The sequence below is a fragment of the Mycobacterium toneyamaense genome (assembly GCF_055384815.1).
Genome location: NZ_AP040333.1, coordinates 5,356,594 through 5,371,336 on the forward strand (window position 1 = coordinate 5,356,594; position 14,743 = coordinate 5,371,336).

General features: G+C 68.4%; 18 protein-coding genes. 9 read left to right on the top strand and 9 right to left on the bottom strand.

What is annotated here, in order from left to right; translation table 11 throughout:
- From rlmB to carD, 4 genes are read right to left on the bottom strand one after another with little or no spacing between them, the layout of a single operon-like run.
- Complete coding sequence (gene rlmB, locus ACZ5IQ_RS25970) at positions 1–939, bottom strand: 23S rRNA (guanosine(2251)-2'-O)-methyltransferase RlmB (RefSeq protein WP_064984810.1); 939 nt, start codon at positions 937–939, stop codon at positions 1–3.
- Between the two features lie 3 nt (positions 940–942).
- Positions 943–2,382, bottom strand: a complete 1,440-nt coding sequence (cysS, locus tag ACZ5IQ_RS25975; RefSeq protein WP_256445373.1) for a cysteine--tRNA ligase — start codon at positions 2,380–2,382, stop codon at positions 943–945.
- A 19-nt stretch (positions 2,383–2,401) separates the two neighbouring features.
- Positions 2,402–2,875 carry a 2-C-methyl-D-erythritol 2,4-cyclodiphosphate synthase gene (gene ispF / locus ACZ5IQ_RS25980; protein ID WP_020100885.1) on the bottom strand — a complete coding sequence of 158 codons (474 nt, stop codon included), beginning with the start codon at positions 2,873–2,875 and terminating at the stop codon, positions 2,402–2,404.
- A 20-nt stretch (positions 2,876–2,895) separates the two neighbouring features.
- Complete coding sequence (carD, locus tag ACZ5IQ_RS25985) at positions 2,896–3,384, bottom strand: RNA polymerase-binding transcription factor CarD (RefSeq protein ID WP_020100886.1); 489 nt, start codon at positions 3,382–3,384, stop codon at positions 2,896–2,898.
- A 349-nt stretch (positions 3,385–3,733) separates the two neighbouring features.
- On the opposite strand from carD, the gene ACZ5IQ_RS25990 reads away from it, so the two are divergent.
- The 4 genes from ACZ5IQ_RS25990 (at position 3,734) to disA (ending at position 7,564) form a co-directional block, all read left to right on the top strand.
- Positions 3,734–4,333 (top strand): copper chaperone PCu(A)C domain-containing protein, encoded by a 600-nt coding sequence (locus ACZ5IQ_RS25990; protein ID WP_371825686.1) that lies wholly within the window; start codon positions 3,734–3,736, stop codon positions 4,331–4,333.
- Between the two features lie 67 nt (positions 4,334–4,400).
- Complete coding sequence (locus ACZ5IQ_RS25995) at positions 4,401–4,979, top strand: DUF4241 domain-containing protein (RefSeq protein WP_212807273.1); 579 nt, start codon at positions 4,401–4,403, stop codon at positions 4,977–4,979.
- 35 nt (positions 4,980–5,014) lie between these two features.
- Positions 5,015–6,409 (top strand): DNA repair protein RadA, encoded by a 1,395-nt coding sequence (gene radA / locus ACZ5IQ_RS26000; RefSeq protein WP_135356482.1) that lies wholly within the window; start codon positions 5,015–5,017, stop codon positions 6,407–6,409.
- 75 nt (positions 6,410–6,484) lie between these two features.
- Complete coding sequence (gene disA / locus ACZ5IQ_RS26005; protein ID WP_346415104.1) at positions 6,485–7,564, top strand: DNA integrity scanning diadenylate cyclase DisA; 1,080 nt, start codon at positions 6,485–6,487, stop codon at positions 7,562–7,564.
- A gap of 2 nt (positions 7,565–7,566) precedes the next feature.
- Here the strand turns inward: disA and ACZ5IQ_RS26010 are convergent, their stop codons facing one another.
- Both ACZ5IQ_RS26010 and ACZ5IQ_RS26015 read right to left on the bottom strand, forming a co-directional pair.
- The gene (locus ACZ5IQ_RS26010) at positions 7,567–8,310 is read right to left on the bottom strand and encodes a hypothetical protein (RefSeq protein WP_135356528.1); all 744 of its coding nucleotides are present in this window, start codon (positions 8,308–8,310) and stop codon (positions 7,567–7,569) included.
- Between the two features lie 153 nt (positions 8,311–8,463).
- A complete protein-coding gene (locus tag ACZ5IQ_RS26015; protein WP_135356481.1) occupies positions 8,464–9,081 on the bottom strand; it encodes a carbonic anhydrase in 618 nt (205 codons plus the stop codon).
- 37 nt (positions 9,082–9,118) lie between these two features.
- Between ACZ5IQ_RS26015 and ACZ5IQ_RS26020 the strand changes: the two genes are divergently transcribed.
- Positions 9,119–10,006: an HhH-GPD family protein gene (locus ACZ5IQ_RS26020; RefSeq protein WP_135356480.1), complete on the top strand. Its 888-nt coding sequence runs from the start codon at positions 9,119–9,121 to the stop codon at positions 10,004–10,006.
- Positions 10,007–10,105: 99 nt separating this feature from the next.
- A complete protein-coding gene (locus ACZ5IQ_RS26025; RefSeq protein WP_135356479.1) occupies positions 10,106–10,450 on the top strand; it encodes a hypothetical protein in 345 nt (114 codons plus the stop codon).
- Here ACZ5IQ_RS26025 and ACZ5IQ_RS26030 read toward each other — a convergent pair whose 3' ends face one another.
- On the bottom strand, positions 10,451–11,422 hold the full coding sequence (locus ACZ5IQ_RS26030) for a GlxA family transcriptional regulator (protein WP_135356478.1): 972 nt from the start codon (positions 11,420–11,422) through the stop codon (positions 10,451–10,453). It abuts the gene before it with no gap.
- A 72-nt stretch (positions 11,423–11,494) separates the two neighbouring features.
- Between ACZ5IQ_RS26030 and ACZ5IQ_RS26035 the strand changes: the two genes are divergently transcribed.
- Complete coding sequence (locus ACZ5IQ_RS26035; RefSeq protein WP_135356477.1) at positions 11,495–11,695, top strand: hypothetical protein; 201 nt, start codon at positions 11,495–11,497, stop codon at positions 11,693–11,695.
- Here ACZ5IQ_RS26035 and ACZ5IQ_RS26040 read toward each other — a convergent pair whose 3' ends face one another.
- A complete protein-coding gene (locus ACZ5IQ_RS26040) occupies positions 11,696–12,454 on the bottom strand; it encodes an alpha/beta fold hydrolase (RefSeq protein WP_135356476.1) in 759 nt (252 codons plus the stop codon). It abuts the gene before it with no gap.
- Positions 12,455–12,496: 42 nt separating this feature from the next.
- Between ACZ5IQ_RS26040 and mhuD the strand changes: the two genes are divergently transcribed.
- Positions 12,497–12,814: a mycobilin-forming heme oxygenase MhuD gene (gene mhuD / locus ACZ5IQ_RS26045; protein WP_020100898.1), complete on the top strand. Its 318-nt coding sequence runs from the start codon at positions 12,497–12,499 to the stop codon at positions 12,812–12,814.
- Positions 12,777–14,141 carry a serine hydrolase gene (locus tag ACZ5IQ_RS26050; protein ID WP_371824493.1) on the top strand — a complete coding sequence of 455 codons (1,365 nt, stop codon included), beginning with the start codon at positions 12,777–12,779 and terminating at the stop codon, positions 14,139–14,141. The genes mhuD and ACZ5IQ_RS26050 overlap by 38 nt, the downstream gene beginning before the upstream one ends.
- On the opposite strand, the gene ACZ5IQ_RS26055 is transcribed toward ACZ5IQ_RS26050, so the two are convergent.
- Positions 14,107–14,703 carry a (2Fe-2S)-binding protein gene (locus tag ACZ5IQ_RS26055; RefSeq protein ID WP_167837992.1) on the bottom strand — a complete coding sequence of 199 codons (597 nt, stop codon included), beginning with the start codon at positions 14,701–14,703 and terminating at the stop codon, positions 14,107–14,109. The two genes, ACZ5IQ_RS26050 and ACZ5IQ_RS26055, sit on opposite strands and share 35 nt — an antisense overlap.
- Positions 14,704–14,743: the final 40 nt, after the last annotated feature.

Below are 14,743 nucleotides of genomic sequence, written 5' to 3' on the forward strand. Positions count from 1 at the left end.
TCAGCGGCGCTGCCGGGCGATCTCGGCCAGCACCACGCCGGCGGCCACCGACGCGTTGAGCGACTCGGTGGGGCCCGCCATCGGGATCGAGACGATGTGGTCGCAGTTCTCCCGCACCAGTCGCGACAGACCCTTGCCCTCCGAGCCCACCACGACGACCATCGGCCCCGAGGCGTCCAGCTCGTCCAGGGTGGTGTCGCCGCCGGCGTCCAGTCCGACGATGGTCAGGCCGGCGTCGGCCCAATCCTTGAGCGTTCGGTTGAGATTCGTCGCCCGAGACACCGGCAGCCGGGCGGCCGCTCCGGCGCTGGTGCGCCAGGCCACCGCGCTGACCGACGCCGAACGCCGCTGCGGGATCACCACGCCATGCCCGCCGAACGCCGCCACGGACCGCACGATGGCGCCCAGGTTGCGCGGGTCGGAGATGTTGTCGAGCGCGACGAGCAGGGCCGGGCTCGAGTCGGAGGTCGCCGACTTCAGCAGATCGTCCGGGTGCGCGTACTGGTACGGCGGCACCTGCAGCGCGATGCCCTGGTGCATGCCGTTGCTGGTGATGCGGTCCAGATCGTGGCGCTGCACCTCCATGATGGCGATACCGGCATCGGCCGCGCGCGTGACCGACTCGGTCAGCCGCTCGTCGGCCTCGGTGCCCAGCACGACATAGAGCGCGGTGGCCGGGACGCCGGCGCGGAGGCATTCCACGACCGGGTTGCGGCCGACCACGACCTCGACGTCATCGGTCTTCTTGTGCCGTCCCTGATTCGACCGGGCGGCCTTCTGCGCGATCTTGTACGCCTTGTGGTTGGGGCGCTGTTCGGCGCGCGGCGTCGCGCCCTTGCCCTCCAGCCCACGCCGGCGCTGGCCACCGGAGCCGACGGTCGGGCCCTTCTTGGTGCCCGCTTTACGAATCGCGCCGCGGCGCTGGGAGTTTCCGGCCATGTCCTACCTCTTCCCCGTCGCTTCGCTCGCCCCAGGAACCCCATCAGTCAGGGCCCACTGCGGGCCGTCAGCGGTATCGGTGACCTCGATGCCGGCCAGCTTCAGCTGGTCGCGGATCGCGTCGGCGGCAGCCCAGTCCCGGTTCTCCCGGGCCTCGGCGCGGCTCTTGAGCGCCCACTGCACCAGAGCGTCGACGGCGTTCAGCGCTGCCGACGTCTCGTCGCGGGTTTCCCAGCGCTCGTCGAGCGGGTCGCAACCGAGGATGCCCATCATGGCCCGGATCGACGTCGCCGCGGCCATCGCGCCGGCGTGGTCACCGGCATCCAGCGCGCGGTTGCCGTCGGCGCGGGCGGCGTGCACCTCGGCCAGGGCCGCCGGCACCGCCAGGTCGTCATCGAGTGCGGCCGCGAACTTCTCGGTCCAGGTACCGACCTCGACGGCACCCACCCGGGTGCGGACCCGGTGCAGGAACTCCTCGATGCCGGTGTAGGCCTTGGCCGCGTCCTGCAGCGAGTTCTCGGAGAACTCGAGCATGGACCGGTAGTGCGCACTGCCCAGGTAGTAACGCAGCTCGGCGGCCCGAACCCGTTGCAGCACAGCCGGAATCGCCAGCACGTTGCCCAACGACTTGCTCATCTTCTCGCCACCCATGGTGACCCAGCCGTTGTGCAGCCAGAACCGCGCGAACTCGTCGCCGCAGGCGTTGGCCTGCGCCGTCTCGTTCTCGTGGTGCGGGAAGATCAGGTCCATACCGCCGGCGTGGATGTCGAACACCGAGCCCAGGTACTCCTGGCACATCGCGACGCACTCGGTGTGCCAGCCGGGGCGGCCCCGGCCCCACGGCGTCGGCCAGGACGGTTCACCGGGCTTGGCGCCCTTCCACAGGGTGAAGTCCCGCGGGTCACGCTTGCCGGTCGCCACGCCCTCGCCCTGGTGCACATCGTCGATGCGGTGACCCGAGAGCTTGCCGTAGTCGGGCAGGCTCAGCACGTCGAAATACACGTCGCCGTCGGCGGCGTAGGCGTGCCCGCGCTCGATCAGCTTCTCGATGACCTCGACCATCTGGGTGATGTGCCCGGTGGCCCGGGGCTCGGCCGACGGCGGCAGCACGCCCAGCGCGTCGTAGGCGGCAGTGAAGGCCCGCTCGAAGGTGGCGGCCCACTCCCACCAGGGCCGGCCGGCTTCGGCGGCCTTGTTGAGAATCTTGTCGTCGATGTCGGTGACGTTCCGGATGAACGCAACGTCGTAGCCCTTGGCCGTCAGCCAGCGTCGCAGCACGTCGAAAGCGACGCCGCTGCGGACATGGCCGATGTGGGGCAGGCCCTGCACGGTTGCGCCACACAGGTAGATGGATGCGTGTCCGGGCCGCACCGGGGTGAAGTCCCGCACGGCACCGGTCATGGTGTCGTAGAGCCTCAGGCCCTCGAGACGGTTTTCGGTCACGACGGGCCAGCTTACCGGCCTAATCGAGCGAGACCACCAGCGCCGTCGCAATCGCCGCCAGACCCTCGCCCCGACCGGTGAGCCCGAGACCATCGGTGGTGGTCGCCGAGACGGAGACAGGAGCATCCAGAAGCGCCGACAGCACCTGCTGGGCCTCTTCCCTGCGGGGCGCGATTTTCGGGCGGTTGCCGATCACCTGGACCGCCGCATTGCCGACCCGAAAACCGGCAGCCGTCAGCAGCGTGGCGACATGTTTGAGCATGTCGGTGCCGGTGACGCCGCGCCACTCGGGACGATCGGTACCGAAGACACTGCCCAGGTCACCGAGGCCGGCAGCACTCAGCAAGGCATCACAGAGTGCATGCGCGGCGACGTCGCCGTCGGAATGCCCGGCACAGCCGTCAGCATCGTCAAAGGACAGGCAGAGCAGCCAACACGGCCGCCCTGCCTCGATGGGATGTACGTCGGTACCGAGACCGATACGGAAGTTCACTGCTCCGTTGGAGATGGCGTTCAGGACGCCGCGGCGAGAACCTCGTCCAGGATGGTGGCGGCCTTCGCGTCATCGGTGTTCTCGGCCAGGGCCAGCTCACCGACAAGGATCTGACGAGCCTTGGCCAGCATGCGCTTCTCGCCGGCGGACAGCCCGCGCTCCTGGTCACGACGCCACAGGTCACGAACGACCTCGGCGACCTTGTTCACATCACCGGAAGCCAGCTTCTCCAGGTTCGCCTTGTAACGACGGGACCAGTTGGTCGGCTCCTCGGTGTGCGGGGCGCGCAGCACCTGGAACACCTTGTCGAGGCCTTCCTGACCCACCACGTCGCGAACACCGACGTATTCAGCGTTTTCTGCGGGTACTCGAACGGTCAGATCGCCCTGCGCAACCTTGAGGACGAGATATTCCTTCTGCTCGCCTTTGATGGTCCGGGTTTCAATCGCCTCGATCAATGCTGCACCGTGGTGTGGGTAAACGACGGTGTCTCCGACCTTGAAAATCATCAGATTCGGGCCCCTTTCACATAGCAATGTTAGCACGGGCGTCAGACACCCGCGGATCAACAATGCAGGTCAGGGGCCATACAGATGCGTGAAAGGGGTTGACAGCGCGGCGTTTACGTGCAGTGGCGGGGGCCACAATCCGGCCGAATTCCCCCGGATTCACGTCCCATTCACCGGTCATTCCCGGCCGGAAAGACGCCCGAACCAGGCAGATGGCGGGCCTCCGCTACCGCCGCCAACCGCCACCTACTACTCTGCATAGTCGAACGCCGGACCAGTCCGGGGACACAGCAGGACATACCCAAGGCCGTCACGCGCATCGCCGCTGGCGCCCAAGCAGGAGGCTTGAGTGAACCGCATGAAATCGCGCACTTCTGCCGTCACGCTGGCCGCCTTCGGGCTGGCCACCGCGGTGACGCTCACCGGCTGCAGCAGCGGCCAGGTCTCACAGAGCGCGAACCAGCTGCCTGCGGTCAACGGCACCGCCACCACCATCGGCAACGAGAAGGCCGGTGTGGATCTGCGCAACGTCTACCTGCGCGCCCCGCAGACCCGCGACTTCGTCAAGCCCGGCACCATGGTCGAGCTGCTGTTCGTCGCGACCAACAAGTCGCCCGACAACCCCGACAAGCTGATCGGCATCACCTCCGACACCGGCGAGGTGCTGGTCAACGGCGGCACCACGGTGCCCGCGGGCGGCGTGCTGCTGGTCGGCACCCCGGACGGCCAGAAGCAGACCCTGCCGCGGTCCGAGGACGCCACGACCTCCATCGCGATGGTGGCGCTGACCAAGCCCATCAGCAACGGCCTGAACTACAACTTCACGTTCAAGTTCCAGAACGCCGGCGAGAAGACCATCGCGGTCCCGATCTCCGCCGGCGAGGCCCCGCGCCGCGAGGCCGGCGACGCCGCTCCGGCACCTGCCGGCGGCGGCGAGGGACATCACTAGCCTCGCTTCGTTCCTCGCAGCCACCACCGGTCGCGCTGCGGGATGCACCGTCGTCGAACTCGGAACGGTGCAGGTCAGTACCGGCGCATTGATCGCGCGGGATCCGTTCGGCCCGAGAAGCGGCGGTTGCATACTCGCCGTCCCGAATGGCTCGTACCGGGTTTGGGCAACGGTGGTCGATGTGAGCGACGACGGCACTCCTGAGCCCCGCCAGGCATATTTGAGCGTGGCGATCGGCGACGGCCAACCGGCCCTGCTCGGTTCCGCCGACGAATTACTCGTGCCGCCCGTCCCCAGCTTCGGCGCGTTCACCGGCACCGACCACGGGCTGCTCGCGGTTCACGATGCGGCGGTCGAGGATTCAGTGCTGGCAGATCGCGCCGAGGCCATCGACCGCGGCCTGTGGGCACCGGATATCGGCCCGGGCTACGCCAATGTGTCACTCGACCCGGCCTCCGGTGCCAATGTCGTCGTCAGCGGATCCGGTTGGGGCGACGGCGGTTTCCCGGTCCTTGCGACGTACGACCGCGACGACAGGCCCGTCGCCGTACACGTGGATTTCGGTGTCATCGGGGACCACCCGGATGATCAACCCGGCTTGATGCGAAAACTGGCCAGGCGACTCGGATTCGGACGCCGAGCCTGACGCAATCTGTCGGTACCAGCGACTAAGTTCGCGGCATGGCCAGAACCGGTTCGAAAGTACGTTCGCAGTTCCGCTGCTCGGAGTGCCAGCACACCACGGCGAAATGGGTGGGCCGCTGCCCGGACTGCGGCACCTGGGGCACGGTCAACGAAGTCGCCGTACTGAGCACGCTGACGCCCGCGACGCATCGCGCCGTCGCGCCGGCGTCGCCCGCAGTACCGATCAGCTCGATCGATCCGGGCACGACCAGGCATTTCCACACCGGGATCAGCGAACTGGACCGCGTGCTGGGCGGTGGTGTCGTACCGGGTTCGGTGACGCTGCTGGCCGGTGATCCCGGCGTCGGCAAGTCGACACTGCTGCTCGAGGTCGCGCACCGCTGGGCCATGTCCGGGCGGCGTGCGCTCTATCTGTCGGGCGAGGAGTCCGCCGGGCAGATCCGGCTGCGCGCCGAGCGCACCGGCTGCACGCACGACGACGTCTACCTGGCCGCCGAATCCGATCTGCAGACCGCGCTCGGCCACATCGAGGCAGTCCAGCCCACCCTCGTGGTGGTGGATTCGGTGCAGACCATGTCCACCGCCGAGGCCGACGGCGTCACCGGCGGCGTGACACAGGTCCGGGCCGTCACCACTGCCCTCACCATGGCGGCCAAGACGACGGGCATCGCGATGGTTCTGGTCGGCCACGTCACGAAGGACGGCGCCATCGCCGGGCCGCGCTCACTGGAGCACCTCGTGGACGTCGTGCTGCACTTCGAGGGCGACCGCGCGTCGGCACTGCGCATGGTCCGCGGCGTCAAGAACCGCTTCGGCGCGGCCGACGAGGTCGGCTGTTTCATGTTGCACGACAACGGAATCGAATGCGTTGCCGACCCGTCTGGGCTGTTCCTCGACCAGCGGCCGGCCCCGGTGTCCGGCACCGCGGTGACCGTCAGCCTCGACGGCAAGCGGCCACTCATCGGCGAGGTGCAGGCGCTGATCGGCTCGCCGTCAGCGGGTTCGCCGCGCCGCGCGGTCAGCGGTATCGACTCGGCCCGCGCGGCCATGATCACCGCGGTGCTCGAGAAGCGGGCGCGGCTTCCCGTCGGCACCAACGACATCTACCTGTCCACGGTGGGCGGCATGCGGCTGACCGATCCGTCGTCCGATCTGGCGGTCGCGCTGGCCATCGCGTCGGCGTACACCGACCTGCCACTGCCGGCCACCGCGATCGCCATCGGCGAGGTGGGCCTGGCGGGTGATCTGCGCCGGGTCACCGGCATGGACCGCCGGCTCGCCGAGGCCGCCCGCCTCGGCTTCACCACGGCCGTGGTGCCCACCGGAATCGAGTCACCGCCGCGCGGGCTTCGGGTGCTGCCGGCCGACAACATCACCGCGGCGTTGCGGGTGTTACGCAAGATCACAGAGAATGTGGACCGGACCGGGTAGAGCCCGGCCGGAAAACCACCGAGGAGTGCACCGATGTCGGTGAAAGCGGGAACCCGGGCCGGGCGCGGCAACGTCGTGCATCTGGCCCGACCGACACTGCGCGAGACGTTGGGCAAGCTGGCGCCCGGCACGCCGCTGCGGGACGGCCTCGAGCGCATCCTGCGCGGCCGTACCGGCGGGCTGATCGTGCTGGGCTACGACGACAGCGTGGAGGCCATCTGCGACGGCGGCTTCCCCCTCGACGTCCGGTTCGCGCCGACCCGGCTGCGGGAGCTGTCGAAGATGGACGGCGCCGTCGTGCTCTCCAGCGACCTCACCCGCATCCTGCGGGCCAACGTGCAGCTCGTGCCCGACCCGTCCATCCCGACCGACGAATCCGGTACCCGGCACCGCTCGGCCGAGCGCGCGGCCATCCAGACCGGCTTCCCGGTGGTGTCCGTCAGCCACTCGATGAGCATCGTCACGGTGTACGTCGCCGGGGAGCGGCACGTCGTTCCGGAATCGGCGACCATCCTGTCGCGCGCGAACCAGACCATCGCCACGCTGGAGCGCTACAAGTTCCGGCTCGACGAGGTCAGCAAGCAGCTGTCGATGGCCGAGATCGAGGACTTCGTGACGCTGCGCGACGTCATGACCGTCGTGCAGCGCATGGAGATGGTCCGCCGGATCAGCCTGGAGATCGACGCCGACGTCGTCGAGCTCGGTACCGACGGCCGCCAGCTCAAGCTGCAGCTCGACGAACTCGTCGGCGACAACGACGCCGCCCGCGAACTGATCGTGCGTGACTACCACGCCAACCCCGACCCGCCGACCGCCGACCAGGTGACGGCGACGCTCGAGGAGCTCGACGCACTGAGCGACAACGAGCTACTCGACTTCACCACGCTGGCAAGGGTTTTCGGTTATCCGTCGACGCCCGAGGCGCAGGATTCGGCGATGAGCTCGCGCGGCTACCGGGCGATGGCCGGCATCCCGCGCCTGCAGTTCGCACACGTCGACCTGTTGGTGCGGTCGTTCGGATCGCTACAGGGCCTGCTCGCCGCGAGCGCCGACGACCTGCAGTCGGTGGAGGGCATCGGGTCCATGTGGGCCCGCCACATCCGTGAGGGTTTGTCGCTGCTCGCCGAGTCGACGATCGCAGACCGGCTGGCCTGAGATCAGTTGGCCGGGCCGGGCAGCGTCGGCTCGCCGGGCGCCGGGGCCGCCGGCGCCGGGGGCGGTGCCTCGCCCGCCGGCGGTGCACCCGCGCCGGGCTGCTGCGCCTCGGACAACACGAACGGCACGGGGGCCGATCGCAGGTTGCCCAGCTGGACGACCAGGTTGTAGGTGCCCGGCCCGATCGCCTGACGCGGCAGCGGGCAGTTGGGCGCCGAGCCCATGCCGGTCCAGGTGACCTCGGTGGTCACCTGCTCGCCGGGCTTGAAGCCGCGGACCAGGGTCTCGTTCGACGGGGCGCAGTCCAGGTTGGACCACAGCCGGTTGTTGTCCAGTGAGTAGACGTAGGCGGCCAGCACCGCGGCACCGACGTCACGCTTGCACTCGACGAGGCCGATGTTGGTGACCACCATCGTGAACTTCGGCTGGTCGCCGATCACGTAGGTCGGCTGGTTGGTGATGCCCTTGGCGGCCAGTGTGCTGTCCGGGCAGTCGTCGCCCGCCTTGAGCACCGGCGGCGGCGTGACCGCGGTGGTCGGGGTGGGCGTCGGGGCCGGAGCCGCGTTCGGCGGCGGCGCGATCGGACTCTTCACCCCGGGTGTTTCGCCCGGAAGCGGCGTCGCGGACGTCGACGTCTTCGCGGTGGGCTGAGCATCCTTGGAATCGCCCGTGCTGTTGCTGAAGACGACGACCCCGATGATCACAACCAGGAGCAGGACGACTGCGGCGACACCGATCGCCAGCATCCGACGACGGAAATAGATCTGGGATGGCAGCGGGCCATGCGGTTCTAGATCCGGCACATTGTCACGGTAAGGGCACAAAACGCGGTGGGCTCTGACCTGGTCCGGCGTGTCGTCTGTGAACTGGGGTGGTATTCGCCACCCCAGTTCCGCCGACTATTCGCCGATATCGCCGACGTGGTCGCGCTTGGTGATCCGACCCTCGGCCAAGTGATAGGTGGCGCCGACGATGGCGACCTTGCCCGACGCCAGACGCTCGGCGATGATGTTCGACCGCCCGCTCAGCAGGCGCACCGTCTCGTTGACGTGCTTGGCCTCGAGCTCGTCGACCTCGGAGAGTCCTTCGCGGCGGCCGACGAGGATCGACGGCGTCACGCGCTCGACGATGTCCCGCACAAACCCGCCCGGCACCGCGCCGTCGTCGAGAGCCGTGATGGTGGCCTTGACCGCACCGCAGCTGTCGTGGCCGAGCACGACGATCAGCGGCACTTCCAGAACGGCCACGGCGTACTCGATCGAGCCGATCACCGCGGAGTCGAGGACGTGACCGGCGGTACGCACGACGAACATGTCGCCGAGACCCTGGTCGAAGATGATCTCGGCGGCGACGCGGCTGTCCGCGCAACCGAAGAGGACGGCCGTCGGCTTCTGCCCGCCGGCCAGTTCGGCACGGCGCTCGATGCTCTGGCTGGGGTGCAGCGACTCACCGGCAACGAATCGCTCGTTACCCTCTCTCAGTGCTTTCCACGCGCTTATCGGGTTCGAGTTGGGCATGCCGCCCATTGTGCCCTGCACGCATAGCGGACGCGCAATGAGTTCAGGGCAAATTCTCATACCCGCCGACGAGCTCCTGGGCTGGTACCGCACGGCGCAGCGCGACTTGCCGTGGCGGGCCCCGGATGTCACCGCATGGCAAATTCTGGTCAGCGAGTTCATGCTGCAGCAGACCCCGGTGTCGCGGGTCGAACCGATCTGGCGGGACTGGATCGCCCGCTGGCCCACGCCGTCCGCGACCGCGGCGGCCGGGGCCGCTGACGTGCTGCGCGCGTGGGGCAAGCTGGGCTATCCGCGGCGCGCCAAGCGGTTGCACGAATGCGCCGAGGTCATCGCCACCGAACACGGCGACGAGGTACCCCGCGACGTCGAGACGCTGCTGACACTGCCGGGCGTCGGCGCCTACACCGCGCGGGCCGTCGCCTGCTTCGCGTATCAGCAGGACGTCCCCGTGGTCGACACCAACGTGCGCCGCGTGGTGGCACGCGCGGTTCGCGGTGTGGCCGACACGCCCGCACGCTCGCGTGACCTCGACGACGTCGCCGCGCTCCTGCCCGAAGATGGCACGGCACATGTGTTTTCGGCCGCGTTGATGGAACTGGGCGCCATCGTCTGCACCGCCCGCACACCGAAATGCGGCGTCTGCCCGTTGACCGTCTGCGCGTGGCGCAGCGCCGGCCATCCGGAGCTGGACGCGCCGACGCGTCCCGTGCAGAAATACGCCGGGACCGATCGCCAGGTCCGGGGTCGGCTGCTGGATGTGTTGCGCGGCAGCGCAACTCCGGTGACGCGGGCGCAGTTGGATGTGGCGTGGCTCACCGATACCGCGCAGCGCGACCGAGCCCTGGACTCACTGCTGGTCGACGGCCTGGTCGAGCAGACCGCCGATGACCGGTACGCACTCGCGGGTGAGGGCGAGCGCTAAAAACCCCGTTTCAATGAGAACGGCATGAAACCGCCTGCTTTCCAATGAGAACGGCATGAGTCAGTACCACATGCGGTGATGCTCCGATAGAACGGAAGCATGACCGCATACCGAATTTCAGGTGAACAGAAAGCAAACAACAATCGACGCGGCCTCGTCATCGTCGGAGCCGCCGCAGCCGCAATCGCTGCCGCGGCACTCGCCCCGGCCACGGCCTCCGCGCTGCCGACCGGCGGCGGCTCGGCCGTCGACACCATCAACGAGCTGCAGTCCCGCGGCTATCACGTCCAGGTCAACACCAGCACTTCCGGCCCGCTGTCGGCGTGCTCGGTGACCGATGTGCACGGGCTGACCGGCTCCAACATCGACGGCCGGGGCCAGCGCATCAACTCCGGTCAGTTCGACACCGTGTACGTCAACGTGCAGTGCCGGCCGCAGGGCTAGTCAACGCGCTTGCGGCGCAACCAGATTGGGACAGGCGAAGCGCCGCCGGTAGTCGGACGGGTTGACGCCGACGACGCGCCGGAAATGGTGCCGCAGCAAGGTTGCGGTACCGAATCCGGCCTTGTCCGCCACCCGGTCGACATCGAGATCCGTCTCCTCCAGTAGCCGACGGGCGTACAGCACGCGCTGATCGGTGACCCATTGCATGGGCGTCCGGCCGGTCTCCTCGACGAACCGCCGCGCGAACGTGCGCCCCGACATGCTCGCCCGTTTGGCCAGGCTCGCCACCGTGTGCGGCTGCCGCAGGTTGGTCAGAATCCAATCCAGATGCGGCGCAAAGCCTTCCGAGCACCGGACCGGGATCGGCTGCTCGATGAACTGCCGCTGTCCGCCGTCGCGCTGCGGTGGCACCACCATGCGGCGCGCGATCTTGTTGGTGATCTCGCTACCCATCTCGCGGCGCACCAGATGTAGGCAGGCATCGATGCCGGCAGCGGTTCCCGCGCTGGTGATCAGATTTCCGTCGTCGACGAACAGCACGTCACGGTCGACGCGGGCGGTGGGAAACATGCGAGCCAGCTTGTCCGCATGCATCCAGTGCGTGGTGCACGCCCGGCCGTCGAGCAGCCCCGCGGCGCCGGCGACGAACACCCCTGAGCAGATGGTCAGGATCATCGAACCGGAGTCCGCGGCATTGCGGATGGCATCCAGCGCCGCCTGCGGATAGACCGGACCTGCCACGGCCGGAATGGCGACCAGGTCGGCCCCCAGCAGCTGGTCGATGCCGTGGTCGGGGGTCAAAGAGGCGCCGACCGACGTCCGTACGGGCTGCCCGGCCACCGGCCCGCAGACCTTGAAATCGAAGTTCGGCACACCGTCGGCTGACCGGTCGATGCCGAAGACCTCGCACACCACGCCGAATTCGAACGGCGCCACTCCGTCCATCACCAGGACCGAGACACTGTTGATCATGGCAGTATTTTATCGATTGCCGTCCGAACTGCCACTGTTTATTCGGTTGCCCCGGATTCGAGAATTATCGGCATGAACACCATCCTGACTCTCGTCGCGATGGTCGCGATCATGGTCGCCCCCTTCGCACTCGGCGCCCTGTTGAGCGCCATCACCCGAAATCCCGGTGCGCGCAACGGTTTCGGCAACGTCAACTGGACCGACGTGGGAGACTCCCGCGACCTTGACCGCGTCGCGCACGACCTCGCCGCGGCACGTTCCCGGTTCGAATGATCAGACGGACGCGAGAAAATCCTCGACCGCGCGGCGGTAGACCTCGGGTGCGTCGTCGTGCACGAGGTGGCCGGCGCCGGGAACTTCCACATACGTTGTCCGGTGCCCGATCTCGGCCATCTTGCGCATCTGCCCCGGCGGCGCGACCCCGTTGCCGGCCTCGATGAGGAGTGTCGGCGCCCGTACTGCCGTCCACTGCTGCCAGTAATCCCGGGTGCCCCACTCGGCGGCGATCGCCACCCAGTGCGCCGCCTCGCCATGCAGCCGCCAACCGGTCTCGGTGCGATCGAAAGCGTCCAGGAAGTACTGGCCGGCGACCGGGCCGAACAGATCCAAAACCTGTTGCGCCGAATCGAATTCGACCGGAATCGAATGTGTCCAGGGATCCCAGGCACCGATGGTGAAGCCGACGAAATCCGCTGCCATGTCCTCGACCACCAGCGCGGTGACCAGTTCCGGATGCTCGGCGGCCACACACCAGCTGTGCAGCCCACCCATCGAGTGCCCGATCAACCGCGCCGGGCGCCCCAGCGAACCGACCGCGTCGGCCAGGTCAGCGACGAACCGTTCGGTGCTGATCGGCTCGGAATCGTGGACGCCACGCCCGCGGTGCCACGGGGCGTCGTACGTGTAGACCTCGCCCAATTCCGTCAACCACGGCAACTGCCGGTCCCACGTCGTCCCGCGGCCCATCAATCCGTGCACCAGCACAATCGGCTCGCCGGTGCCGCCCCGGGCGGTGAGCAGGTCGGTCGTCATGGCCCCATCCTGCCTGTCGACTAGCGCGGTAACCTGAACCACATGCCTGTGGTGAAGATCAATGCGATCGAAGTTCCGCCCAACGCCGGCCCGGAATTGGAGAAGCGGTTCGCGAACCGTGCTCACGCAGTGGACGGCCAGCCCGGCTTCCTCGGGTTCCAGCTGCTCCGCCCGGTCAAGGGCGAGAACCGCTACTTCGTGGTGACACAGTGGGAGTCCGACGAGGCGTTCCAGGCCTGGGCCACGGGCCCGGCCGTCGAGGCCCACGCCGGGCAGCGGGCGAATCCCGTCGCCACCGGAGCATCACTTCTCGAATTCGAGGTTGTGTTGGACGTTGCTGGTTCCGGCCAGCAGGCATAAGACCCGGGCTGCGCTCGCCACGGCCGGCGCAGTCATCGTCGTCTTAGGCGGCTGTAGCAGCACGCCCGCAGCCGTCGCGCCGCCATCGAGCGCTGCCTACGGCGCGCTGATCGACATGAGCACCCCGCAGGGCATGCGGTCCAGGCAGACGATGGACATGCTCAACTCGGACTGGTCCATCGAGCCGGCCGGGGTGAAGACGCTCGCCGCACCCGACCAGGTCGACGACATCACCTACCGGATGAAGTGGATCTGGTGGGACCGCCCGTTCAAGCTCACCGGCATCGACATCGGCGCCGGACAGTCGACACTGCACGTCACCAACTCCTACGGCGTGAACCAGGACATCCAGCTGCACGTCGACGGCAAGGGCACCGTCGACCGCATGGAGGTCTCGCTGCGTCCGCCGACCGTCAAGTCCTGGGCCGACGTCGACGCGGCGATCGCGAAGTCCGGCGCGCACTACTCGTATCAGGTCGCCAAGGTCGTCGACGGCAAGTGCGTCAAGGTCGCCGGCACCAACGTCGACGAGCCGATGCCGCTGGCGTCGATCATGAAAATCTATGTGCTGCTTGCCGTTGCGCGGGCCGTGTCGGCCGGCACCCTCAGCTGGGACGACAAGGTCACCGTCACCGCCGAAGGCAAGAAGCTCGGTTCGGCCGGCATGGACAACCTGGCGCCGGGTACCCAGGTGACGGTGCACGAGGCGGCCCAGCAGATGATCTCGGTCAGCGACAACATGGCCACCGACATGCTGATCAACAAGGTCGGCCCGGCCGCGGTCGACGAGGCACTCGTGGTCGCCGGGCACCACGACCCGGCGAGTCTGACGCCGTACCCGACCATGCACGAGCTGTTCTCGATCGGTTGGGGCAAGCCCGATGTGCGTGACCAGTGGAAGAACGGCGACAAGGCGCAGCGCACGGCGCTGTTGCAGCAGGTGAGTTCACGGCCGTACGAGCCCGACCCGTACCGCACCCGGACGCCGGCATCCAGCATCGGGGCCGAGTGGTACGGCAGCGCCGCCGACATCTGCCGCGAGCACGTCGCGGTGCAGGCCGCCGCTGTCGGGCCGGCCGCGCCGGTCCGGGACATCATGTCGAAGGTCGCCGGCATCGACCTGGACCGCGCCAAGTGGCCGTACCTCGGCTCCAAGGGCGGCAATCTGCCGGGCGACCTCGGTTTCAGCTGGTACGCCGTCGACCACACCGGCCAGCCGTGGGTGGTGAACTTCCAGCTGACCTGGCCGACGTTCAAAGGTCAGACGGCGGCGCAGTGGCTGCTGAGCATCATCAAGCAGGCGTTCGATCTGATCCCGGTGCGGTGAGCACGCAGTCGCCGCAGCACGCCGCCCTGTCGCCGGCCAGCTGGTAGATCAGGCAACAGCTGTTTCGGCGAAATGCCGGCCCTGAGCGCAGCACTCCCCCGTCGACTCGGGGGTCCGCGAGCACCGCGTCGGCCGCTTGTCGTGCCTGCTCGGCCAAGTCGGGCCGGGTCCGGCCGATCTGCTGGGCCGCACTGTTGGCGGCCGACCCGACGTTGCCCCACAACACTTTCGGGCTGACGCCGAATCGCCCGAACGCGTTCGTGAGTACTTCCACTGCGGGCGCGCCCCCGGCCGGCCGCGCGGAGACCGCCAGTGGATAGGGACCGCCCAGCTGGTCCTGCCAGGCCAGGTCGGCCAATGACCACGACACCGGCTCCCCGAGAGCGGCGGTGCCGATCATCGGCGCGATCAGCCGCGCCACCAGCCCCAGGTGCGCGACGGACGCGGCAACGCGAATCTCGGGCTCGCCGTTGCCCATCAGCGCCGACCTGACCTTGTGCACGCGCGCGGTCAGCGCGTCGGGATCGTCGACGAGCTCGGCCATCGGCCGCCACGGCGGCATCGGCGAATCCTGTTGCCGCACAATGGCGAAGAACGGGCCG

Coding starts and splice junctions, on each gene's coding strand:
- rlmB (WP_064984810.1), bottom strand. CDS start 939: ATGGCCGGAAACTCCCAGCGCCGCGGCGCGATTCGTAAAGCGGGCACC.
- carD (WP_020100886.1), bottom strand. CDS start 3,384: ATGATTTTCAAGGTCGGAGACACCGTCGTTTACCCACACCACGGTGCA.
- radA (WP_135356482.1), top strand. CDS start 5,015: ATGGCCAGAACCGGTTCGAAAGTACGTTCGCAGTTCCGCTGCTCGGAG.
- ACZ5IQ_RS26010 (WP_135356528.1), bottom strand. CDS start 8,310: ATGCTGGCGATCGGTGTCGCCGCAGTCGTCCTGCTCCTGGTTGTGATC.
- ACZ5IQ_RS26015 (WP_135356481.1), bottom strand. CDS start 9,081: ATGCCCAACTCGAACCCGATAAGCGCGTGGAAAGCACTGAGAGAGGGT.
- ACZ5IQ_RS26020 (WP_135356480.1), top strand. CDS start 9,119: ATGAGTTCAGGGCAAATTCTCATACCCGCCGACGAGCTCCTGGGCTGG.
- ACZ5IQ_RS26025 (WP_135356479.1), top strand. CDS start 10,106: ATGACCGCATACCGAATTTCAGGTGAACAGAAAGCAAACAACAATCGA.
- ACZ5IQ_RS26030 (WP_135356478.1), bottom strand. CDS start 11,422: ATGATCAACAGTGTCTCGGTCCTGGTGATGGACGGAGTGGCGCCGTTC.
- ACZ5IQ_RS26035 (WP_135356477.1), top strand. CDS start 11,495: ATGAACACCATCCTGACTCTCGTCGCGATGGTCGCGATCATGGTCGCC.
- ACZ5IQ_RS26040 (WP_135356476.1), bottom strand. CDS start 12,454: ATGACGACCGACCTGCTCACCGCCCGGGGCGGCACCGGCGAGCCGATT.
- mhuD (WP_020100898.1), top strand. CDS start 12,497: ATGCCTGTGGTGAAGATCAATGCGATCGAAGTTCCGCCCAACGCCGGC.
- ACZ5IQ_RS26055 (WP_167837992.1), bottom strand. CDS start 14,703: ATGCCGCCGTGGCGGCCGATGGCCGAGCTCGTCGACGATCCCGACGCG.